Source organism: Pseudomonas sp. SB113 (genome assembly GCF_040754745.1).
GTDB classification, from domain to species: domain Bacteria; phylum Pseudomonadota; class Gammaproteobacteria; order Pseudomonadales; family Pseudomonadaceae; genus Aquipseudomonas; species Aquipseudomonas grimontii.
In genome coordinates, this window is sequence record NZ_JBFMHW010000032.1 from 19,124 (window position 1) to 40,130 (window position 21,007).

A 21,007-nucleotide genomic window follows, 5' to 3' on the forward strand; every position below is an offset into this window, starting at 1 on the left:
AATGACCAGCAAAAGCCAAGCGTTGCCCCTTCCGGTTCCCGTGGTCAGCCAGCGCAACGCCTGGCCACGGCGGTTCAAAGGCCTGGTCTTGCCGGTGCTGATCCTGTTGATCCTGGAAGTGGTCGTGCGGGTCGGCTGGCTACCGTCCTACCAGATGCCGGCGCCCAGCGAGATCGCCGTGACCCTCACCGACCTGGCCGAAGGCGCGTTGTGGAAACACATCAGCGCCAGTCTCGCGCGGGTGCTGCTGGGCTTTGCCATCGGCGCCAGCCTGGCCCTGGTGTTCGCCGCCTGGGTCGGTTTGAGCCGTGAGGCCGAAGCCTACCTGGAACCGACGTTCGCCGGGCTGCGCTCAATTCCGAGCCTGGCCTGGGTACCCTTGTTGCTGCTTTGGCTGGGCATCGATGAAACCTCGAAGATTGTGCTGATCGCCATTGGCGCGTTTTTCCCGGTGTACCTCAATGGCGTCGCGGCGATTCGCGATATTGATCGCAAGCTGGTGGAAGTCGGGCAAATGTACGCTTTCAGTCGCCGTCGCCTGGTGCGGCGCGTGCTGCTGCCCGCCGCCCTGCCCGGCCTGTTTACCGGGCTGCGCAGTGGCTTGAGCCTGGCGTGGATGTTCCTTGTGGCGGCCGAACTGATCGCGGCCACCAAGGGCTTGGGTTACCTGCTCAGCGATGGGCGGGAAACCTCACGGCCCGACATTGTGCTGGCCGCCATAATCGTGTTGGCGCTGCTGGGCAAGGTCAGCGACGGCCTGCTCGCGGCGCTGGAGAAACGCTGCCTGGCCTGGCGCGACACCTTCACTGGTCAAGGAGCGGAACAATGAGTACGCAGCCGCTATTGGATATTCGGGTGGAGCGTAAAAGCTTTGCCAGCACCACCGTATTGAAAGACGTGCGCCTGGCCTTGCAGCCTCGCGAAGCGGTCAGCCTGCTGGGCCCCAGTGGCTGCGGCAAAAGTACTTTGCTACGGATCGTCGCCGGGTTGGAAAAGGACTTCCAGGGCGCGCTGCGCAGCCCCGACGGCCACGTGGCGTTTGTGTTCCAGGAACCGCGCCTGATGCCCTGGCTCACGGTGGAGCAGAACATCGGTTTCAGCGATGACAACCACTACGACAGGGCCTGGGTCACGCAATTGATCGAGGAAGTAGGCCTCAAGGGCTTCGCCCAGGCACTGCCCAAAGCGTTGTCCGGTGGCATGGCGCAGCGGGTGGCGATCGCACGCGGCCTGTATTCACGCCCGCAGGTGTTGTTGCTGGATGAGCCGTTCAGCGCGGTGGATGCGTTCACCCGCATGAAGCTGCAGGACTTGCTGCTGCAACTGGCGGCGCATCACGCCATCGCCTTGTTGCTGGTGACCCATGATGTGGATGAGGCGCTGTACCTGAGTGACCGGGTGCTGGTGATGGACAACCGGCCGAGCAGTATTCGCCAGGAGCTGGCGGTCGACCTGCCACACCCGAGGGATCGGCGTGATCCGTTGCTGGCGCAGCTTAAGGCGCGAGCCTTGACCGAGTTGCAGCGGGCCCATGTGATCTGAGGACTACTCGCCACAAAAAGCAGGCTTGCCACAAACCGCATCACGCCGCCTTGCGCAGGCTCACCCAATAACGCGTTCGAGATTGCACCTCCAACCCCAGGGTCGAGGCCAGCAGGTTGAGGATGCGGTCGGTGTCATCCAAGCGAAAACTGCCGGTGACCCGCAGCGTTTCCAGGCGGGGATCCCAGCGCAACACGCCCGGTCGATAACGCTCCAGCTCGCGCAAAAAATCCCCGAGCAACTGGTTCTGCGCGGTCAACACGCCGTCGCGCCAGCCCAGTTGCAGCACATCGAACGGCACCCAGGCGCCAAGTCCGCCAGCTTTCAACGGCGCTTGCTGGCCACCCTGCAATGTGGCCAGGTTGCCGCTCAACTCACGCACCTGCACCGCGCCCTTGAGCACCGACACCAGGCATCCGGAAGACAGTTGCCGCACGCACACTTCAGCCTGGCTGACGAGCAATTGGCCGTAGCGGGTTTGCACCGTCATCGCCGCCGTGCCCGGAATGTTCAGCGCCAGTTCACCGTCGACCAGGGTGATGCGCCGTTGTGCCAGGTCCACGTCCACGGCTGTCGCCGTATTCAGTTGCAGGCTGCCACCTTCGGCCAACGGCATGCGTTTACGTTCGCCGGTGGCGGTGTGCAAGTCGGCGCGCCACGCTTCGATGGGCAACTGACGGCTGATCAACCACGCCGCCGGCACCAGCGCCGCCACCCCCAGGGTGCGCTTGAGCACGGCACGCCGCCCCGGTTGCGGGCGGTCGAGGCTGGCCATGGCGAGCGCCTGGGGCAAGTCGCTGAAACGCTGGCGCAAGGTCTGGGCTTTCTGCCAGGTCTGTTCGTGCTGGGGATGGCTGTCGCGCCAGTGCTGCAACGCGGCGTGATCGCGCTCCGTGGCCGCGCCGGACTCGAGCAGCGCCAGCCACTCGGCAGCGGCGCGCGCGACGTCGCGGCTCACAGCTCCACCAGCAGGCAATGCTCATAGGCCTGGGCCATGTAGCGCTTCACCGTACGTTCGGACACGTCAAGGCGCTCGGCAATCTCGCGATAACCCAGGCCTTCCAGCTGGCTCCACAGAAACGCGCGGCGCACCAGTACCGGCAAGCCGTCGAGCAATTCATCCAGGGCTTGCAGGGTTTCCAGCACCAGCCAGCGCTGTTCGGGCGACGGTACACAGGTGTCGGGCAAGGTGGCCAGGGCATTCAGGTAAGCCTGTTCCAGACTGCGGCGCTGATGGAAATTCACCAGCAGGCGCTTGCCCACCGTCACCAGGTACGCCCGGGGTTCCTGCATCTGCGCAATCGGCTGGGCGCTGGCGAGCACGCGCAAGAACGTATCCTGGCTGAGGTCGGCCGCATCCCAGGCATTGCCCAGGCGCCGCCGCAGCCAGCTTTCCAACCAGCTGCGATGGTCGCGGTACAAACTCGATAGCGTCAGTTCGGGGGCGTGCGTGGGGACAACAGCATCATTCATGGCAACAACCTGCACGGCGCGATTGAGTCTCAAATGAGATTCATTCTATTTAATATCCTGCCGGGACACCATGATCTTTTCAACCTCGCGTTTACAGCATCGCCGCCTTCTGCCGCAGCAGGTCAATAAACAAGCCCAATTCGCGGCTCACCCCCTCGCCCTTGCGCAACAGCATGCCAAACGGCGCCAGCCGCACGTCCAGGGCCACCGGCAGCGCCACCACCAGGCCCATCTTCAGATAATCACGCAGGGCACTTTCCGACAGCACCATCACCGCGTCGGTCAATTGGATCAACTGCTGCATGGAGTACACCGAGCTGCATTCGATGATGTCCGCCGGACTCGGCAGCGCCAGGTCTTGCAGGGCCTGGTCAAAACCGATGCGCGCCGGGCTGGTTTGCGGTTGCAGGATCCACGGCCAGTCGCGTACCAGCTCCGTCAACGATAGCCGGCCGCGCCGGGCCAACGGGTGGCCGGCGTGCACCACCACCAGCAGGCGCTCGTTGCCCAGGGGTTCGAAGCTGTAGTGCTCGCTGTCGGTGGCGGCAGTGCGCCGGGAGATGGCCATGTCGATGCGCCCCTGCTCCAGCAACTGGATCACCTGGTCGCTGGTGTCGCCCATGATGCGGATACGCAGTTGCGGGTTGAGCGCCTTGATCTGCGCAATGCAGTCCATCACCAAGTCCGGCGCGGCGCCCATGATGGTGCCGATGGACAAGTAGCCATAGCCGCCCTGCTGGCGCGCCATCAGGTCTTCGGCGCAACGGTCGAGGCCACTCAGCGCCGATTCGGCAAAGTTGATCAGCTGCTGGCCGAGCGCTGTAGGACGCATCCCACGTGGCAAACGCTCGAACAGGTCACAGCCGAACATGTCCTCGATTTCGCGCAGCATGCGCGTGGCCGCCGGTTGCGACATGTTCAGCGCCTGCGAGGCGCGGTGCAGGTTCTGGCTGGAACTCAGCGCCACCAGCATATGCAGGTGCTTGTAGCGCAGGCGGTTGAACAGGCTGGGAGAGATCGTGGGACTACGCATTTTTTCCTTATTATCGATACCCTGAGGTTATCGGCTGTAAGCGAGATTCGATTTGTAGCGCATTGCTCGGCCGCCGTACAGTCCGGTCCATAAGAACAAAACAACGGACTTCCTCATGAAAACCCTGCCCGCGCCCTTGCTCGCCAAGATTTCCTGGCGGCTGCTGCCCTTCCTGCTGCTGATGTACATCATGGCGTTTCTCGACCGCGCCAACGTCGGGTTCGCCAAGCAAGCCTTCCAGGCCGACACCGGCTTGAGCGATGCCGCCTTCGCCTTTGGCGCCGGTGTGTTCTTCGTCGGCTACGCGCTGCTGGAAGTGCCGAGCAACCTGATCCTGCACCGCGTCGGCGCCCGCCTGTGGATGTGCCGGATCATGGTCAGCTGGGGCCTGATTTCGGCGGCGATGGTGTTCGCCCATGACGAAACCAGTTTCTACGTGCTGCGTTTTTTGCTGGGCGTGGCCGAAGCCGGATTCTTCCCCGGCGTGATCCTCTACCTCACCTACTGGTTCCCCCAGGCCGTGCGCGGCAAGGCCATGGGCTTCTTCTACTTTGGCGCGCCCCTGGCTTTTATCTTCGGCAGCCCGTTGTCCGGCTTGCTGTTGGAGATGGATGGCTTCGGGGGGATTCACGGCTGGCAATGGCTGTTCGCCGTGGAAGGCTTGATGGCCAGCGCGGTAGGCATCTGGGCCTACTGGTACCTGGACAATCGGCCGGCCGACGCCACGTGGCTGAGCGTGGACGAGCGCGAGCAAATCCAGAAGCTGCTCGACCAGGAAGACCAACACAAAACCTCCCATGGCCGCAGCCTGCTGACCGTGTTGTGCCAACCCTCGGTGCTGTACTTGTGTCTGGTGTACCTGCTGATCCAGGCCAGCGTGTACGGCGTGGTGTTTTACCTGCCCACCCAAGTGGGCGGCCTGCTCGGCACCAAGGTCGGCTTGATGGTCGGGCTGGTCTCGGCGATTCCCTGGGTCTGCGCGCTGTTCGCCGCCTGGTGGATCCCCGGTTATTCCGACCGCACCGGCGAACGCCGCCGCACCGCCTGCCTGACGTTATTGATGGCCGCCGCCGGCATCGCCTGCTCGGTGACCTTCGCCAATCCGCTGCTGGGCATGCTCGCGCTGTGCTTTGCCGCGTCGGGCTTTATCGCCGTGCAGCCGGTGTTCTGGACCTTCCCATCCAGCTACCTGGCCGGCAGCGCCGCCGCAGCCGGCATTGCGCTGATCAATTCGTTCGGTGCCCTCGGCGGCTTTATCGCCCCGGTGATCAAGCACTGGGCCGAAGGCGCCTTCGATTCCCCGGCGGCCGGTTTGTACCTGCTGTCCGCCACCACGGTACTGGCTGCACTGCTGGTACTGGGCATCCATTCACCCGGCCGCACCGCGTCGAACACGCCGGCCACGGTTTAATTCCAGGAGTCATACCATGGGTCATCTCACCATCAAACACGTGCGCGCCTTTGTCCTGCGAGGCGGCGGCGCCGATTATCACGACCAGGGCGACGGCCATTGGATCGACGACCATATTTCCACGCCCATGAGCAAATACCCGGAGTACCGCCAGAGCCGCCGCAGCTTCGGCATCAACGTGCTCGGCACCCTGGTCGTGGAGATCGAAGCCAGCGACGGCACCGTCGGTTTCGCGGTGACCACCGGCGGTGAACCGGCGGCGTATATCGTCGAGAAACACCTGGCGCGTTTTATCGAAGGCGCACGTGTGACGGACATCGAGAAGATCTGGGACCAGATGTACCAGTCCACCCTCTACTACGGTCGCAAGGGCCTGGTGATCAACACCATTTCCGGGGTGGACCTGGCGCTGTGGGATCTGCTCGGCAAGATCCGCCAGGAGCCGGTGCACCAGTTGCTCGGCGGCGCGGTGCGCGACGAGTTGCAGTTCTACGCCACCGGCGCGCGCCCGGACCTCGCGCAGAAGATGGGCTTTATCGGCGGCAAGATGCCCCTGCACCACGGCCCCAGCGAAGGCGAAGAAGGCCTGCGCAAAAACCTCGAAGCCCTGGCAACCATGCGTGAACGGGTCGGTCCGGACTTCTGGCTGATGCTCGACTGCTGGATGAGCCTGGATGTGAACTACGCCACCAAACTGGCGATTGGTGCCCACGAACACGGTCTCAAGTGGATCGAGGAAGCGCTGTCCCCTGACGACTACTGGGGCTACGCCGCCCTGCGCAACAACGTGCCAAAAGGCATGTTGGTGACCACCGGCGAACATGAAGCCACGCGCTGGGGCTTCCGCATGCTCCTGGAAATGGGCTGCTGCGACATCATCCAGCCGGATGTCGGTTGGTGCGGCGGCCTCACCGAACTGGTGAAAATCTCCGCCCTGGCCGATGCCCACAACGCAATGGTCGTGCCCCACGGCTCGTCGGTGTACAGCTACCACTTTGTTGCCACCCGTCATAACAGCCCGTTCGCCGAGTTCCTGATGATGGCGCCGAAGGCCGATGAAGTGGTGCCGATGTTCCACCCGCAACTGCTCGGCGAGCCGGTACCGATGAATGGCCGCATGCGCTTGTCGGTACTCGACAAGCCCGGTTTCGGCGTAGACCTGAACCCGGATTGCCAGCTGCATCGCCCGTACAATCGCTGAGGAAAACGCCATGAATATGCCCCGTAACGGCTTCAAGGCCGCCCTGGCCAAGGACGCCACCCAATATGGCATCTGGGCCGGTTTTGCCACCGGCTACGCCGCCGAAATCGTCGCCGGCCTCGGCTACGACTGGATGCTTATCGACGGCGAACACGCGCCTAACACCGTGCCGAGCGTGCTCAACCAATTGCAAACCGTTGCGCCCTACTCCACCGCGCCGGTGGTGCGTGCGGTCAATGGTGACGCGAGCCTGATCAAGCAACTGCTCGACGTCGGCGCCCAGACCCTGATGATTCCCATGGTGGAAACCGCCGAACAGGCCCAAGCCCTGGTGCGTGCCATGCGCTATCCGCCCCACGGCATTCGTGGCGTCGGCGGCGGCCTGACCCGCGCCACCCGTTGGGACGGGGTAGCGAACTACCTGCAAACCGCCCATGAAGAGCTGTGCCTGATCGTGCAGGTGGAGTCGCGCCTGGGCGTGGAAAACGTCGCGGCGATTGCTGCCGTTGAGGGCGTGGATGCGGTGTTTATCGGCCCCGCCGACCTGTCTATCGGCCTCGGTCACGCCGGCAACCCCGGCCACCCCGACGTGCAGGAGCGCATCCAGCATGCGGTGGAGGCCACCCTCGCCGCCGGCAAGGCCAGCGGCATCCTGGCGCCCAACGAAGACGACGCACGCCGCTACCAGGCCTGGGGTTGCCGCTTTATCGCGGTGGCCATCGACATCAGCCTGCTGCGCCAGAGCGCCCTGGCCACCCTGGCCCGCTACCGCCCCGCGGCTGAAACGAACGCGCCATCGCGCACTTACTGAGGAGCTGCCCATGTCATCCGTTCCCGTGTACCAGAACTTTATCAACGGCCGCTTTACCCCAAGCCAGGCGCACATCGATGTGCTCAACCCGGCGACCGGGGCCGTGTTGTCCAAGGTCCCGGCGTCCACCGCCGACGACGTCGACCAGGCCCTCGCCGCGGCCCGCGCTGCGCAAAAGGACTGGGCACGCAAACCCGCGATCGAACGCGCCGGGCACCTGCGCCGCATCGCCGCCAAGCTGCGCGAGAACGTCGCCCACCTGGCCCGCACCATCACCCTGGAACAAGGCAAGGTCAGCGGCCTGGCCGAGGTCGAAGTGAACTTCACCGCCGACTACCTCGACTACATGGCCGAATGGGCGCGGCGCATCGAAGGCGAGATCATCACCAGCGACCGCCCCAACGAAAACATCTTCCTGTTTCGCAAACCGTTGGGCGTGGTGGCCGGGATCCTGCCGTGGAACTTCCCGTTCTTCCTGATCGCCCGCAAGCTGGCCCCGGCGCTGCTCACCGGCAACACCATCGTGATCAAGCCCAGCGAAGAAACCCCGAACAACTGCTTTGAATTCGCCAAACTGGTGGCCCAGACCGACCTGCCCGCCGGCGTGTTCAACGTGGTGTGCGGCGATGGCCAGGTCGGCGCTGCACTGACTGCCCACAAGGGCGTGGACATGATCAGCTTCACCGGCAGCGTCGCCACCGGTTCACGCATCATGGCCGCCGCCGCGCCGAACATCACCAAGCTCAACCTGGAGCTGGGTGGCAAGGCGCCGGCCATCGTGCTGGCGGATGCCGACCTCGACCTGGCGGTCAAAGCCATCCGCGATTCGCGCATCATCAACACCGGCCAGGTGTGCAACTGCGCCGAGCGCGTGTACGTGGAGCGCAAGGTTGCCGAACAATTCATCGAGCGTATCAGCACGGCCATGTCCGCGACCCGCTACGGCGATCCGCTGGCCCTGGCCGATGCGGAAATGGGCCCGCTGATCAACCGCCAGGGCCTGGACAACGTCAACCGCAAAGTGCGCACCGCCCTGAGCCAGGGCGCCACGCTGGTCAGCGGCGGGCAGATCGCCGACCTGGGTGCCGGCTTTCACTTCCAGCCGACGGTATTGGCCGGGTGCCGGGCCGATATGGAGATCATGCGCGAAGAGATCTTCGGCCCGGTGCTGCCGATCCAGATTGTCGACGACCTCGACGAAGCCATCGCCCTGGCCAATGACTGCGACTACGGCCTGACCTCGTCGATCTACACCCGTGACCTCGGCAAGGCCATGCACGCGGTGCGCGAGATCGACTTCGGCGAAACCTACGTCAACCGCGAGAACTTCGAAGCAATGCAAGGCTTCCATGCCGGCGTGCGCAAATCCGGAATCGGCGGCGCCGACGGCAAGCACGGCCTCTACGAGTACACCCATACCCATGTGGTGTACCTGCAGAGCTGAGGTGGTGAAACGGGCTGGTGCGCGGTAGCGTGCGGGCCCTTCCTGACAAAATCCCACAAGGATTGCGCGATGCCCCTGACGCCTTATAGCGGCCCCATCATCGACAGCCACTTGCACCTGTTCGACCCACGTCGCCCCCAAGGCATCCCGTGGCCCGAGCCGGGCAATCGGCTGTACGCCGCCCATTTACCCGCCGACTACTGGGCCCTGGCCGGCCCACACAATGTGATCGGCGCAATTGCCGTGGAAGCCAGCCCGTGGCGCGACGACAACCGCTGGCTACTGCACACCCTGCGCAGCGATCCGCGCATGCTCGGTTTTGTCGGCAACCTGGACCCGCTGCACGCCGACTTCGCCGCCGACCTCGAGGCCCTGGCGGATGAGCCGCGGTTCCTCGGCCTGCGCTACGGCAACCTGTGGGACCGCGACCTGCTGCACGACCAGGCCCGCCCGGGGTTTATCGACGGCCTGCGCCAACTCGCCGCCACCGGCCGCAGCCTGGACAGCGCCAACCCGAACCCGCGCCTGCTCAAGGGCCTGCTGCACCTGAGCGATGCCTTGCCGCAGCTGCGCATCATCGTCGACCACCTGCCCAATGCCCAGGTACCGGCGGGTGAAGAGGCCGCGTACCACGCTGACCTGCTGCGCCTGGCCGAACGCCCGAATGTGTTCGCCAAGCTGGCGGAAATCCCCCAGCTCGGGCCTCACGGTTTGCTCACTGATACAGCGTTCTACCACGACCGCCTGGCTGTGCTGTGGGAGGCCTTTGGCGAAGAGCGCTGCTTCTTCGGCAGCGACTGGCCCAACAGCGATCACCTGGCGGATTTCGCCACCACCCTGGGGCTCGTCAAACGCTGCATGGCCGACAAACCCGAAACCGTGCAGGCCAAGTTTTTCCTGCATAACGCCGTGCGTATCTACTCGCCCACGCCACCCCATGGAGAGCTGTGATGCAGACCCGCGCTTTTCGCATGCACCTCAATCCGGGCCAGGCCGATGAATATCGTCGGCGTCACGACGAGATCTGGCCGGAACTGGCCCAGGCCCTGCTCGACGCGGGCGTGGTGGATTACCGGATTTTCCTCGATGAGTCGACCAATGCGCTGTTCGCCGTACTCACCCACGAAGACGCGCACCGCTTGGATGAACTGCCCGGTACCGCACTGATGCAACGCTGGTGGCGCCACATGCAGGACATCATGCCCAGCCACGCGGACGGCGCGCCGGTCAGTGTCGACCTGCTGCCGATGTTCCACCTGAACCACCCCTGAATTAACCGACGCACAACAACAATAAAAAGGATTCAACGACGTGGAAATCATTCTCCTTGGTGTGATTCTGCACTTTATCGGCGGCTTCGCTTCCGGCAGTTTCTACATCCCCTACAAGAAGGTGCGCGGCTGGGCCTGGGAAAGCTATTGGATCACCGGCGGCCTGGTGTCCTGGCTGATCGTGCCGCTGATTGCCGCCCAACTGACGGTGCCAGGCTGGGTGGAAATCCTGCGCAATGCCGACACCGGCACCCTGCTCTGGACCTACCTGTTCGGCGTGTTGTGGGGCATTGGTGGGCTGACCTTCGGCCTGACCATGCGCTACCTGGGCCTGTCCTTGGGCATGTCGCTGATCATGGGCCTCACCTCGGCGCTCGGCGCCTTGATGCCGGCGCTGTACCGCGACCTGTTCACCCAGGACACCGAAGGCACCCTGACCTCGATGCTGGCCTCGCAAGGCGGGCATTGGGTGCTGTGGGGCGTGGCGGTGTCGCTGATCGGTATCGCGGTGTGCGGCAAGGCCGGGCTGATCAAGGAACGGGAAGTGTCCGCAGCGGTGAAATTCGCCAGCGTCAGCGAATTCGCCCTGGGCAAGGGCATGCTGGTGGCGGTGATTTCCGGCGTGCTGAGTGCCTGTTTCAGCTATGGCATTTCCGCCGGTCGCCCACTGGCGGCGGCAGCGGTGGAACATGGCGCCAACAGCCTGTTCCAGAACAACGTGACCTTCATGGTGATCATGTGGGGCGGCCTGACCACCAACGGCATCTGGTGCCTGTGGCTGAACTGGCGCAACCGCACTTTCCATAACTACACCGACCGCAGCACCCCGCTGCTGGGCAACTACTTGCTGGTGGCCATTGCCGGCACGCTGTGGTTCCTGCAGTTCTTTTTCTACGGCATGGGCGAAAGCCGCCTGCAGAACGACGCCAGTTCCTGGGTGCTGCACATGTCATTCATCATCATCGTGTCCAACTGCTGGGGCCTGTATTTCCGCGAATGGCACGGCACCAGCGCGGCCAACAAGGGCGTGCTGGTGGCGGGCATCGCGGTGATCCTCGGCGCTATCGCCATGGTCGGCTACGGCAATTACCTCGGCTGAAGCCGCTTGATTCCTTAGGAGTGTTTTTATGTTGCTTGCAGACAAAACCGTGATCATCACCGGCGCCTCCCGTGGCATCGGCCGCGCCGCCGCCCGTGAATGTGCGCGCCAGGGTGCCCGCGTGGTGATCGGCCACAGCGGCAGCGGCCAAGGCACCGCGGCTGCGCATGCGTTGATCGAAGAGATCAAGGCCTTCGGCGGCCAGGCCATCGAAGTGGGCGGCGATGCGGCCGACCCGGACACCGGCGACACGCTGGTGGCCGGCGCAGTCAAGGCCTTCGGCAGTGTCGACGTGTTCGTCAACAATGCCGGCATCTGCCCGTTCCACTCGTTCCTCGACATGCCCCGCGAGGTCTATCTGAAAACCGTCAACACCAACCTCAACGGCGCCTACTTCGCCGTGCAGGCGGCGGCCAACCAGATGAAAAACCAGGGCCGTGGCGGCGCGATCATTGCCGTCAGTTCCATCAGTGCGCTGGTGGGCGGCGGTATGCAAACCCACTACACGCCGACCAAGGCCGGCCTGCATTCGCTGATGCAATCCTGCGCGATCGCCTTGGGCCCGTATGGGATCCGCTGCAACTCGGTGCTGCCGGGCACCATCGCCACCGACATCAACAAGGAAGACCTGGCCGACGAAGAAAAACTCGCCTACATGACCTCGCGCACGCCCCTGGGCCGCCTGGGCGAGCCGGACGATGTGGCCGGGCCGATCGTGTTCCTCGCCTCGGACATGGCGCGCTATGTGACCGGCGCGTCGTTGCTCGTCGATGGCGGCCTCTACGTAAACCTGCAGTAACCCCCGCTCGCCCTCAATCACCACCGTTCCAATGTGGGAGGGGGCTTGCCCCCGATAGCAGAGTGTCAGTCGGTACATTCGTGGCTGATACACCGCCATCGGGGGCAAGCCCCCTCCCACAAGGGATCTCTGTGTGCCTGAAATTTGTGTTGTACCTAATAAAAACAACAATCCAAGGAGCATCCCATGCGTACCACACTCCCCCTGGCCCTGTGTTGCAGCGCCATGTCCACCTGCGCCTTCAGCGCCGGCCTGCTCGACTCCAACTCCACGGCCATGCTCGGCGATTGGAACGGCCTGCGCCCGCAGTTGGCTGAACAAGGCTACGACTTCACCCTCAAGTACGTCGGCGAAGTCGGCTCCAACCTCGGCGGCGGCTACAACTCGCACACCACCGCGCGCTGGAGCGACCAGTTGATCCTGGGCGTGAACATGGACCTGCAAAAACTCCTCGGCTGGCAGGATGCGACCTTTCGCATCGGCATCGGCGAGCGCCATGGCAAGGACATCACCAACGACCGCGTGCACCAGCCCAATGCCACCGGCCTGACCTCCACCATGGAAGTCTTCGGCGGCGGCAATGCCTGGCGGCTCTCGCAGTTCTGGTACGAGCAAAAGTTCTTCGAGCGTAAGTTCGCCCTGAAACTGGGGCGCTTCGGCCATGGAGAGGACTTCGACCAGTTCCCCTGCGAGTTCCAGAACGTCACCCTGTGCGGTTCCCAGGAAGGCAACTGGAACGGCGTATGGAACAGCTTCCCGATCAGCCAGTGGGCGGTGCGGGCCAAGTACCAGTTCACCGATGAGTTCGCCGTGCAGGTCGGTGCCTACGACAAGAACCCCGGCAACGCCGAAGCCAGCAACGGTTTCAAACCCTTTATCAGCGGCTCCCAGGGCACCAGCTTTCCCATCGAAGCAATCTGGAAAGGCCAGCTCGCCGGGCTGAATTCCGAGTACCACGCCGGTTACTACTACGCCAACGCCGGTACCAAGGACAGGCTCAAGGACGCCGACGGCAACTACGCCGCCAGCTCGCAAAAGCCTTATCGGATGTACTCCAGCAACGACGGCTGGTGGCTGTCGGGCCAGCAGCAATTGACCACGGTGGACGGCAATAGCAAGCGCGGGCTCAATGTGTTTGCCAACCTGACCATGAATGACCCGGACAAAAGCGTGATCAAAAACCTGATCCAGGTCGGCCTGATCTACCGTGGCCCCTTCGACTCACGCCCCGACGACACCTTCGGCCTCGGCGCGTCGAAATTGCAGGTCAGCGACCGCTATACGCGCAACACGCAGATGCTCAACGCGGCCAATGGCGTGACCAACATCGATGACCCGCTGTACGTGCCCGAGCAGCGCCGCGAGTACAGCTACGAGATCAACTATGGCGTGCAGGCGACGAAATGGCTGATGGTGCGGCCCAACCTGCAATACGTGAAATACCCCGGCGGGCTGACGCAAACCACGGGCGCAGTGGTTGGCGGGGTGCAATTTATCGCCGATTTCTAGTCGTTCTCTGCATCAAACACCTGTCCGCGTGCCACGACGCTGGCAGGTACCAGGACCGTCCCCGGCGCCAATACCGCATTGGCGCCAACCCGGCATTGATCCCCCAGTAACGCGCCAAACTTGTCGCAGCCGGTCCGCTGCAATACCCCGTCAACCCGCACCAGCACGTCCTTGTCGTCCCGCTCGTTGCGGTAGTTGGCGACGATACTCCCTGCCTCAAGGTTGATCCCATGGCCCAGCACTGAATCACCGACAAAATTGAAGTGCGCCAGTTTGCTGCCGCTGAACATGACGGTGGTTTTCAGTTCGGCACCGGGGCCGATGATGCAGTGCTCATCCACCCAACAACCGCCGCGCAGCAGTGAGCCGCTGGCGATAAAGCAATGGGCGCCAATGATCAGCGGCGGCTTGAGCAAGGCACCGGGTTCGACGGTAGCGGTGCGGTGGATGGCGACTTCGTCCTTCACGCTGTACTCGTCGGCCGGCAGTCCGGCGAGCATCTGGCGAACAACAGCGGGCGCCTGGGCGACCAGGGCCCAAGGCGCCAAACCGGCCCAAGGAGCCAGGGGGGACTGAGCAATGTTGGCAATGTAGTCGGTGAGTCGAATCAAGGTCGAGCCCTCACGTGGTCAGAGACGTTCAAGAAAACCAGCATTGCGATCATTCGACATCGAGTACAGCACTTTCAGACCCTCGCCCCTCACAAACCGCGCTTGCGCAACCACTGCAAAAAGCCCTTCTTGACCGGCACCACCGGCGCCTCCTGGGTCAGGACCTGGGCGGCGTGCAGGCGGAAATCCAACAGCGCCTTCATTGCCTCGCCGATGTCGTGACGTGCGTCCAGGCAGGGTTTCAGGTATTCATTCTCGATGCGGTACAGCGTGCAAAACGTCTTGGCGGAAAAGTCCGCGAGCGCCGCCTGATCGGACAAGATCCCGGCCTCGCCAATCACTTCTCCCGGCCCCATGCGCCCTGCTTCGAATACATGGCCGCCCTTGGTCAACATCACCGAGACCACACCCGACTCGACGATAAACAAATGATCGCTGACTTCCCCCGCCGGCAGGATCATCGCGCCGGCGCGATAGGTGTGCAGGGTCATGTTCTGGCTGAAGGTGTCTTTCTCTTCCTGGCGCAAGGTGGAGAAAATCGACGAGCGTTCCAGCAACGCCCGCGCGGCGGACATGGCCGGTGGCGCGCTGCTTTCGGTCGCGGACAGCACGCCCACGCCCGCCGCTTGCAGGTGCCGGAACGCCAGGTCATAGAGCTGGTTGCGCACCTCACGCTTGAGGGCCATGGCCGGCACGAACCCGCTGATTTCATACTCCACGCCGCCACTGGCGGAGGTCTTGAATGCCACGCTTGGCGCAGGTTTGGCCAATAACGGCCGGCAACCCTGCATCGCGCGCTCCAACGCTTCGATCACGGTTTGCGGGCGTGCATGGGGGCTGACCTGCAGGCTGACCGCCAGGCCGAACATATCCGCCGGGCGCGAGAAGTTGATGATCTTGGCCTTGGCCGCCAGGGAGTTGGGGATCACCGCCAGGCTGCCCTGGGAGGTTTGCAGGCGCGTGGCGCGCCAGTCGATGTCGGTGACCCGCCCTTCGGTGCCGTCGATGGAGATCCAGTCATCGATCTGATAAGGCTTGGTGGTGTTGAGGACGATCCCGGAAAACACATCGCTCAGGGTACTTTGCAACGCCAGGCCGACGATGATCGCCACTGCGCCGGAGGTGGCCAGCACGCCCTTGACCGGCAGGTCGAGCACGTAGGCCATGGCGGCGATGATCGCGATCAGGAAAATCACCGCGCCCATCAAGTCCTGCAACAACCGCCCGGTGTGGCCAACCCGCTGCATCATCACCGCACCCAGCAACACCGTCAGCGTGCGCGCGGCAAACAACCACCAGCCGATCTGCAAGGCCGTGGCGGCCAGGTGCAACGCGGTGTTGTCGGTGTAAGGCGCGAGTTGCATGGGGTTCATGCCGTCGTTGAACAGCACGGCACTGAACACCGCGAAGATCGCCAACCGCGCGGCCAGTTTCCAATTGGCCAGGTTGGCAGAGATCAGGCGCCACACGGCGATGTCGATAAGAATCAGCGCCACGGCGCACAGCATCGGGTGATCAGCGATAAATGAGGGCATCCAGGCGACTCCAGGGCGAATGACGGGAAGATCGCATGAAATGCCGTTCCAGGGTATAGCGAAAAAACGTGGGAGGGGGCTTGCCCCCGATAGCAGTGGGTCAGCCAAGGATGCATCAACTGACACTCCCTCATCGGGGGCAAGCCCCCTCCCACATTGGCCTTGTGACCGACCTTTAATCCTGCATCTGCCCGAAACGACCCGATTGGAAATCCACAAACGCCTGGTGAATCTCCTGCTCGGTATTCATCACAAACGGTCCATGCCCAACGATAGGTTCGTCAATCGGTTCGCCGCTGAGCAGCAGCACCTTGGCGTCGTCGTTGGACTCCAGGGTGAGTTGGCGGCCATCGCGTTCGAACAATGCCAGTTGGCCTTGGCGTGCGACGTCTTCGCCGTTGACCAGCACCGTGCCGCGCAGGATTACCAGGGCGGTGTTGCGTCCGGCGTGCAGGTCCAGGGTGACGGGCTTGCCGGCGTTGAAGCGCAGGTCCCACACGTCAATCGGGGTGAACGTACGGGCCGGGCCCTGGGTGCCGGCGAATTCACCGGCGATCAGGCGCAGGTGGCCGGCGTCGTTGGCCAAGGGCAACACGGGAATATCGCCGTCGACGATGGTCTGGTAACCCGCGTCGGCCATTTTGTCCTTGGCGGGCAGGTTGACCCACAGTTGCACCATCTCCATCACGCCGCCGCTGCGGGCGAAGGCTTCGGAGTGGAATTCCTCGTGGAGGATGCCCTTGGCGGCGGTCATCCATTGCACGTCACCCGGGCCGATGGTACCGCCGGCGCCGGTGGAGTCGCGGTGTTCGACTTCGCCGTCGTAGACGATGGTCACGGTTTCAAAGCCGCGATGGGGGTGCTGGCCGACACCGCGACGTTGGTCTGTCGGGGTGAAATCGGCCGGGCCGGCGTGGTCCAGGAGCAGGAATGGGCTGATGTGCTTGCCCATCGAGTCGTAGGAAAACAGCGTACGCACGGGGAAGCCGTCGCCGACCCAATGGGCGCGAGGGCTGGTGTAGATGCCGATGAGTTTTTTCATGGTAGTCCTCCAAAGTGCATACACCTTAAAACTCGCAGCAATTTGGCGCTAGACGGTAAAAACAACCTGGATCGTCCTACTGACAGGACGGTATACCGCCGCATCCGCACAAAAACAGCGTTAATGATAATGACTCGTAGTAATATCCGCCCTCTCCCGCTCAACCCTCGAGGGCTGCAATGCCGTTTGCCCCTGCGCCTGTCGCACCGCGCGTACTGGTGGTGGATGACCACCGCAAGATTCGCGAACCCTTGGCCACGTACCTGCGGCGCCACACCTTTGAGGTGCGCACCGCTGAAGACGCGGCCGGCATGTGGCAATTGCTCAAGACCCAGGCGTTCGATGTGGTGGTGCTCGACGTGCTGTTGCCGGATGGCGATGGCTTTGAGTTATGCAACCAGTTGCATCGGCGCAGCAACACCCCGGTGATCCTGCTGACCGCCCGCGACACCGCCGCCGACCGCGTGCGCGGCCTGGACCTGGGTGCCGACGATTACGTCACCAAGCCGTTCGAACCCCGGGAGCTGGTGGCGCGTATCAACAGCGTACTGCGCCGTCAGGGCCGCGCGACCGGCCCCACCGCGCCCAGCACTGGCGCACGGGCCTATCAGTTTGCCGGCTGGCACTTCAGCGTGACCAGCGCCACCTTGCGCCGCGAGGGCAGCCCGGCCATCCAGCTCAGCACTGCCGAAAGCCGGCTGTTGCAGGTGTTCCTCGTCCACCCCAACACCCTACTGCCTCGCGAACGCCTGATCGACCTCACCGCCGCCACCGACAGCGATGTCAGCGACCGCGCCATCGACCGGCAAGTCAGCCGCCTGCGCCGCAAGCTGGCCCAGGGCGATGCCTCCCCGGAACTGTTGCGCACCATCTGGGGCGGCGGCTATCTATTGGCGGCCGAGGTCAGCGAATGCACCCCTTGAGCCGGCTGTGGCCGCGCACCCTGGCACGGCAGTTGAGCCTGTTGTTACTGCTGGCCTTGCTGGCGTCGAACGCGATTGCGATGTTGTTTTTGCAACGCACCGGCAGCCTGATCCACCCGCTGTCGCGCAGTTTCAGCCTGGAACGCCTAGGGATTGCGCATCACACGGCAATCGACCTGACCCCGAGTGAAACCGCGCACCTGCTGGCCGGCATGAGCACCGAAGACACGCGCTTCTGGATCGGCCCCACGCCGGAGGTGGCGCCGTTTGCACAGCGCCCGGAAGAACAGCGCCTGGCCAACGAGCTGCGCGACCAATTACAGCTGGATAACACTGCCGCCATTGGCATGCAGTTGGAACGCATCAGCGGCGCCGACGCCCGCACCCATGTGTTCAGCCCCGCCGGCTGGGCGCCGTTGCGCCTGCGCAGCAGCGTGCCGCTGCCCAACGGTAGCTACCTGAATGCCGTGCAATACCCCGCCGGCGCCTATGAATGGGGCCGCGTTCTGGCGTACAGCCTGCCTGTAACCACCCTGCCGGTGCTGCTGATCGTGATGTTTTTCATTGCCCGCGTGGTGCGCCCGATCAAGACCCTGGCCCAGGCCACCGAGCGCGTCAGCCGGGGTGAATGGATCGCGCCGCTGCCGGAAACCGGCCCACAGGAAGCCCGCGACCTCACTGCCGCCTTCAACACCATGCAGGCCAATCTTGCCCGGCATGTCGAAGGCCGCACGCGGATGCTCGCAGCGGTCAGTCATGACTTGAACACGCCGATCACCGAACTGCGCCTGCAGGTGGAATTGCTGGAGTCCGGCGCAGCCCGCGATGACATGCTCGAAAGCCTCGCCGAACTGAGCGCGATGGTGCGTGAAACCCTGAATTTCGTGCGCGACGACGCGGTGCAGGAAGCGACTGCCACGCTGTCGCTGAGCGATCTGCTGGATGACCTGGCCAAGCGTTACCAACGCCTGCGACAGCCCGTCACCTGGGCCGGCGCACCACCGTTGCTGCTGACCTGCCGCCCGCTGGCGCTCAAGCGTGCACTGACCAACCTGATCGACAACGCCCTGCGCCACGCCGGTGATGCCGACCTGCGCCTGGTCCGCGAGGACAACGGCTGGCTGCGCATCGAGATTCTCGACCACGGCCAGGGCTTGCCCGAAGCGTGGTTGAGCAAAGTCTTCGAGCCCTTCGTGCAACGGGGTGTCAGTGACGGCGGCGTGGGGTTGGGCCTGGCGATCGCACGGTCGTGCATCCAGGCCCATGGCGGTGAGCTGGTGCTGGAAAATCGCCCACCGGCCGGCTTGTGCGCGGTGGTGCGATTGCCCGCAGCGCTTCAGAAGTTGAGCGTGGCGCCCATCCACAGGGTGCGGCCGTAGTTCACCGTGCCGTAGGTTTCATCGTCCAGGCGCTTGTCGGTGAGGTTGTTGAGGGAGGCGTTGAGGGTCAACGAATCGTTCACGTCGTAGGAGCCGCCCAGGTCGGCGGTGGTGTAGCCCGGCGCCGGTTCGTCGGTGGTAAGGGTGTTGCCGGTTTCCTCGCCGTAGTAGCTCAGCGAGGCCCAGGCCTGGGTGCGATCGTTGAGGGTCCATTCCGTGCGCAGATTGGCTTTTTGCTCAGGGGTGAGGGCCAGGGGCGCGCCTTTGTTGGCGCCGCTTTTCTGTTCGGAGTCGGTGTAGGTGTAGTTGGCCTTGAGCAGCACGCTGGGGTTGATGTCCCACTGGCCGTTGAGCTCAACGCCCTGGATGATCGCCTTGTCGACGTTGACCCGCTCCATGATGGTGTAGCCGTTCCAGCGCCGGTCGGTGGTGACGGTAGAGAGCTTGTCCTGGAAGTCGTTGTAGAACAGCGTCACGCCGCCGGACAGGTTGTCGCGGTTGCTCCACAGCGCCGAGACTTCATAGTTGGTGCTGGTCTCGGGCTTGAGGTCCGGGTTACCGAACATCACGAAGCGGTTGCGGCGCAGGTAGGCATAATCCTCAACCACCGCACGCAACTCAGGGGCCTTGAAGCCACGTGCAACACCACCCTTGAACGTCCACTGCTCAGTGGCGCGCCACACGCCGTAGACCCGCGGGCTGACGTGGGCGCCGTACTCTTCGTGTTCATCCAGGCGTAGGCCGGTGGTCAGGGCGAAGCTGTCGGTCATCGACCATTCGTTTTCCGCGAACAGGGCTTTTTGCACGACCGAGAATTTATAGTCGACGCGGTCACCGAGGCCCTGGTTCCAGTCGGTCAGCTCGCTTTTATTCCATTGCACGCCCACGGTGCTGACGTTGCGGGTGGTGGGCACCACCAGCTTGGCGTCGAACACGGTGTTCTTGATCTCGGGTTTGCGCCCGTAGATGTCGGTTTGCGCCGGCGTCGCCTTGCCTTCGCGGGTAGAGGTTTCCTGGGACAGGGCGATGTCCGAGGTGGCCCAGCCCCAGCGGCCCTGATGCGACAGCGACCAGTGATCGCGGTTGTTTTCCTGCTCGCGGGTGGCCCAGTTGGCGCTCATGCCGTCGCCATTTTTCAAGCGCGTGGCGCCGGCTTCCAACAGGATGTCGTGGTCGAGGGTCGGGGTGAAGGCGAGGCGCGCGGTGAGGTCGCGGTGGTCGGCCTTGCTGAAGCCATTGGTCTGCTCGATGTCGTCATCGGCTTGGCGGTCCAGGTAGCGGCCCCACACCTGCAAACCGAGGAAATCTTCCTTGAGCGGGCCGCTGAGGTAGAACTGGGTCTGGCGTGCATTGCCTTGGTCGCTGTGCTGGCGCGCCGAGTAGTCATACCCGATGGAGCCGCCCCAGGTCGGTGAGACCTTGCGTGTGATCACGTTGATCACCCCGCCGATAGCATCCGAGCCGTACAGCGACGACATCGGCCCGCGCACCACTTCGATACGCTCGATGGCCGCGGCGGGTGGCACAAAGCTCTGTTCGTAGCCACTGTTGCCGTTGACCCGCGATTCCCGCGCGCTCTGGCGCTTGCCGTCGACCATGATCAGAGTGTAGTCGGCCGGCATGCCACGGATGGAGATGTCGGTTTCATTCGCGCCGCCGTTGACCGTCACGCCTTCCACGTCTTTAACCGCGTCACCGAGGTCACGGTAGGACTTGCGGCGCAATTGCTCGCCATCGATCACGGTGACCGAGGCTGGCGCGTCTTCCACGCTTTGTGCAAAACCGGATGCGGTCACCACTACATCATTGAGTTCCAGTGCAACAGGCTCATCCGCGTGGGCATGAAGACTGGCGGCAACCAGCAGGGCCAGGGGCGAGAAACGAAAAGCAGGCAGCATGGGCGAAGACCTTCGGATTAGACTCA

Annotated in this window: 20 protein-coding genes; 13 read left to right on the top strand and 7 right to left on the bottom strand. The window is 63.7% G+C overall.

Annotated features, from left to right (window positions below):
• Position 1 precedes the first annotated feature (1 nt).
• Both AB1462_RS28025 and AB1462_RS28030 read left to right on the top strand, forming a co-directional pair.
• Complete coding sequence (locus AB1462_RS28025) at positions 2-829, top strand: ABC transporter permease (protein ID WP_090404905.1); 828 nt, start codon at positions 2-4, stop codon at positions 827-829.
• On the top strand, positions 826-1,542 hold the full coding sequence (locus AB1462_RS28030) for an ABC transporter ATP-binding protein (protein WP_259194945.1): 717 nt from the start codon (positions 826-828) through the stop codon (positions 1,540-1,542). The genes AB1462_RS28025 and AB1462_RS28030 overlap by 4 nt, the downstream gene beginning before the upstream one ends.
• A gap of 40 nt (positions 1,543-1,582) precedes the next feature.
• On the opposite strand, the gene AB1462_RS28035 is transcribed toward AB1462_RS28030, so the two are convergent.
• The 3 genes from AB1462_RS28035 to AB1462_RS28045 all read right to left on the bottom strand — a co-directional run bounded on the left by AB1462_RS28035 (position 1,583) and on the right by AB1462_RS28045 (position 4,048).
• Entirely contained in the window at positions 1,583-2,500 is a 918-nt protein-coding gene (locus AB1462_RS28035) for a DUF4880 domain-containing protein (protein ID WP_090404911.1), read from the bottom strand.
• Positions 2,497-3,015 (bottom strand): sigma-70 family RNA polymerase sigma factor, encoded by a 519-nt coding sequence (locus tag AB1462_RS28040; RefSeq protein WP_027607930.1) that lies wholly within the window; start codon positions 3,013-3,015, stop codon positions 2,497-2,499. The genes AB1462_RS28035 and AB1462_RS28040 overlap by 4 nt, the downstream gene beginning before the upstream one ends.
• Positions 3,016-3,106: 91 nt before the next feature.
• Positions 3,107-4,048 carry a LysR family transcriptional regulator gene (locus tag AB1462_RS28045; protein WP_090404914.1) on the bottom strand — a complete coding sequence of 314 codons (942 nt, stop codon included), beginning with the start codon at positions 4,046-4,048 and terminating at the stop codon, positions 3,107-3,109.
• A gap of 115 nt (positions 4,049-4,163) precedes the next feature.
• On the opposite strand from AB1462_RS28045, the gene AB1462_RS28050 reads away from it, so the two are divergent.
• The 9 genes from AB1462_RS28050 (at position 4,164) to AB1462_RS28090 (ending at position 13,593) form a co-directional block, all read left to right on the top strand.
• The gene (locus tag AB1462_RS28050; RefSeq protein WP_090404917.1) at positions 4,164-5,459 is read left to right on the top strand and encodes an MFS transporter; all 1,296 of its coding nucleotides are present in this window, start codon (positions 4,164-4,166) and stop codon (positions 5,457-5,459) included.
• A 16-nt stretch (positions 5,460-5,475) separates the two neighbouring features.
• Positions 5,476-6,660, top strand: coding sequence for an L-rhamnonate dehydratase (gene rhmD, locus AB1462_RS28055; RefSeq protein ID WP_090404920.1), 1,185 nt, complete (start codon positions 5,476-5,478; stop codon positions 6,658-6,660).
• Positions 6,661-6,670: 10 nt separating this feature from the next.
• Positions 6,671-7,471 (top strand): aldolase/citrate lyase family protein, encoded by an 801-nt coding sequence (locus AB1462_RS28060; RefSeq protein WP_090404923.1) that lies wholly within the window; start codon positions 6,671-6,673, stop codon positions 7,469-7,471.
• A gap of 10 nt (positions 7,472-7,481) precedes the next feature.
• The gene (gene aldA, locus AB1462_RS28065; protein WP_367248550.1) at positions 7,482-8,915 is read left to right on the top strand and encodes an aldehyde dehydrogenase; all 1,434 of its coding nucleotides are present in this window, start codon (positions 7,482-7,484) and stop codon (positions 8,913-8,915) included.
• Between the two features lie 69 nt (positions 8,916-8,984).
• Complete coding sequence (locus AB1462_RS28070; protein WP_367248551.1) at positions 8,985-9,866, top strand: amidohydrolase; 882 nt, start codon at positions 8,985-8,987, stop codon at positions 9,864-9,866.
• Positions 9,866-10,186: an L-rhamnose mutarotase gene (rhaM, locus tag AB1462_RS28075; protein ID WP_186731569.1), complete on the top strand. Its 321-nt coding sequence runs from the start codon at positions 9,866-9,868 to the stop codon at positions 10,184-10,186. Before AB1462_RS28070 ends, rhaM begins: the two co-directional genes overlap by 1 nt.
• Before the next feature lie 40 nt (positions 10,187-10,226).
• The gene (rhaT, locus tag AB1462_RS28080) at positions 10,227-11,285 is read left to right on the top strand and encodes an L-rhamnose/proton symporter RhaT (RefSeq protein ID WP_090404933.1); all 1,059 of its coding nucleotides are present in this window, start codon (positions 10,227-10,229) and stop codon (positions 11,283-11,285) included.
• A 28-nt stretch (positions 11,286-11,313) separates the two neighbouring features.
• Positions 11,314-12,084: an SDR family NAD(P)-dependent oxidoreductase gene (locus AB1462_RS28085; RefSeq protein WP_090404936.1), complete on the top strand. Its 771-nt coding sequence runs from the start codon at positions 11,314-11,316 to the stop codon at positions 12,082-12,084.
• Between the two features lie 186 nt (positions 12,085-12,270).
• Positions 12,271-13,593, top strand: a complete 1,323-nt coding sequence (locus AB1462_RS28090; protein ID WP_367248553.1) for a carbohydrate porin — start codon at positions 12,271-12,273, stop codon at positions 13,591-13,593.
• Here the strand turns inward: AB1462_RS28090 and AB1462_RS28095 are convergent.
• The 3 genes from AB1462_RS28095 to AB1462_RS28105 all read right to left on the bottom strand — a co-directional run bounded on the left by AB1462_RS28095 (position 13,590) and on the right by AB1462_RS28105 (position 16,781).
• Entirely contained in the window at positions 13,590-14,204 is a 615-nt protein-coding gene (locus AB1462_RS28095; RefSeq protein ID WP_259194938.1) for an LpxA family transferase, read from the bottom strand. The two genes, AB1462_RS28090 and AB1462_RS28095, sit on opposite strands and share 4 nt — an antisense overlap.
• Positions 14,205-14,293: 89 nt before the next feature.
• The gene (locus tag AB1462_RS28100; protein ID WP_367248555.1) at positions 14,294-15,739 is read right to left on the bottom strand and encodes a mechanosensitive ion channel domain-containing protein; all 1,446 of its coding nucleotides are present in this window, start codon (positions 15,737-15,739) and stop codon (positions 14,294-14,296) included.
• A 175-nt stretch (positions 15,740-15,914) separates the two neighbouring features.
• The gene (locus AB1462_RS28105) at positions 15,915-16,781 is read right to left on the bottom strand and encodes a pirin family protein (protein WP_367248556.1); all 867 of its coding nucleotides are present in this window, start codon (positions 16,779-16,781) and stop codon (positions 15,915-15,917) included.
• 179 nt (positions 16,782-16,960) lie between these two features.
• Here AB1462_RS28105 and AB1462_RS28110 point away from each other — a divergent pair, with 179 nt between their 5' ends.
• Entirely contained in the window at positions 16,961-17,704 is a 744-nt protein-coding gene (locus AB1462_RS28110; protein ID WP_146371678.1) for a response regulator transcription factor, read from the top strand.
• Between the two features lie 20 nt (positions 17,705-17,724).
• Positions 17,725-19,083 carry an ATP-binding protein gene (locus AB1462_RS28115; RefSeq protein ID WP_259194954.1) on the top strand — a complete coding sequence of 453 codons (1,359 nt, stop codon included), beginning with the start codon at positions 17,725-17,727 and terminating at the stop codon, positions 19,081-19,083.
• On the opposite strand, the gene AB1462_RS28120 is transcribed toward AB1462_RS28115, so the two are convergent.
• Positions 19,041-20,981 carry a TonB-dependent receptor gene (locus AB1462_RS28120; RefSeq protein WP_315338809.1) on the bottom strand — a complete coding sequence of 647 codons (1,941 nt, stop codon included), beginning with the start codon at positions 20,979-20,981 and terminating at the stop codon, positions 19,041-19,043. The two genes, AB1462_RS28115 and AB1462_RS28120, sit on opposite strands and share 43 nt — an antisense overlap.
• Positions 20,982-21,007 lie beyond the last annotated feature (26 nt).

Coding starts and splice junctions, on each gene's coding strand:
- AB1462_RS28025 (WP_090404905.1), top strand. CDS start 2: ATGACCAGCAAAAGCCAAGCGTTGCCCCTTCCGGTTCCCGTGGTCAGC.
- AB1462_RS28030 (WP_259194945.1), top strand. CDS start 826: ATGAGTACGCAGCCGCTATTGGATATTCGGGTGGAGCGTAAAAGCTTT.
- AB1462_RS28040 (WP_027607930.1), bottom strand. CDS start 3,015: ATGAATGATGCTGTTGTCCCCACGCACGCCCCCGAACTGACGCTATCG.
- AB1462_RS28045 (WP_090404914.1), bottom strand. CDS start 4,048: ATGCGTAGTCCCACGATCTCTCCCAGCCTGTTCAACCGCCTGCGCTAC.
- AB1462_RS28050 (WP_090404917.1), top strand. CDS start 4,164: ATGAAAACCCTGCCCGCGCCCTTGCTCGCCAAGATTTCCTGGCGGCTG.
- rhmD (WP_090404920.1), top strand. CDS start 5,476: ATGGGTCATCTCACCATCAAACACGTGCGCGCCTTTGTCCTGCGAGGC.
- AB1462_RS28060 (WP_090404923.1), top strand. CDS start 6,671: ATGAATATGCCCCGTAACGGCTTCAAGGCCGCCCTGGCCAAGGACGCC.
- aldA (WP_367248550.1), top strand. CDS start 7,482: ATGTCATCCGTTCCCGTGTACCAGAACTTTATCAACGGCCGCTTTACC.
- AB1462_RS28070 (WP_367248551.1), top strand. CDS start 8,985: ATGCCCCTGACGCCTTATAGCGGCCCCATCATCGACAGCCACTTGCAC.
- rhaM (WP_186731569.1), top strand. CDS start 9,866: ATGCAGACCCGCGCTTTTCGCATGCACCTCAATCCGGGCCAGGCCGAT.
- AB1462_RS28085 (WP_090404936.1), top strand. CDS start 11,314: ATGTTGCTTGCAGACAAAACCGTGATCATCACCGGCGCCTCCCGTGGC.
- AB1462_RS28090 (WP_367248553.1), top strand. CDS start 12,271: ATGCGTACCACACTCCCCCTGGCCCTGTGTTGCAGCGCCATGTCCACC.
- AB1462_RS28100 (WP_367248555.1), bottom strand. CDS start 15,739: ATGCCCTCATTTATCGCTGATCACCCGATGCTGTGCGCCGTGGCGCTG.
- AB1462_RS28105 (WP_367248556.1), bottom strand. CDS start 16,781: ATGAAAAAACTCATCGGCATCTACACCAGCCCTCGCGCCCATTGGGTC.
- AB1462_RS28110 (WP_146371678.1), top strand. CDS start 16,961: ATGCCGTTTGCCCCTGCGCCTGTCGCACCGCGCGTACTGGTGGTGGAT.
- AB1462_RS28120 (WP_315338809.1), bottom strand. CDS start 20,981: ATGCTGCCTGCTTTTCGTTTCTCGCCCCTGGCCCTGCTGGTTGCCGCC.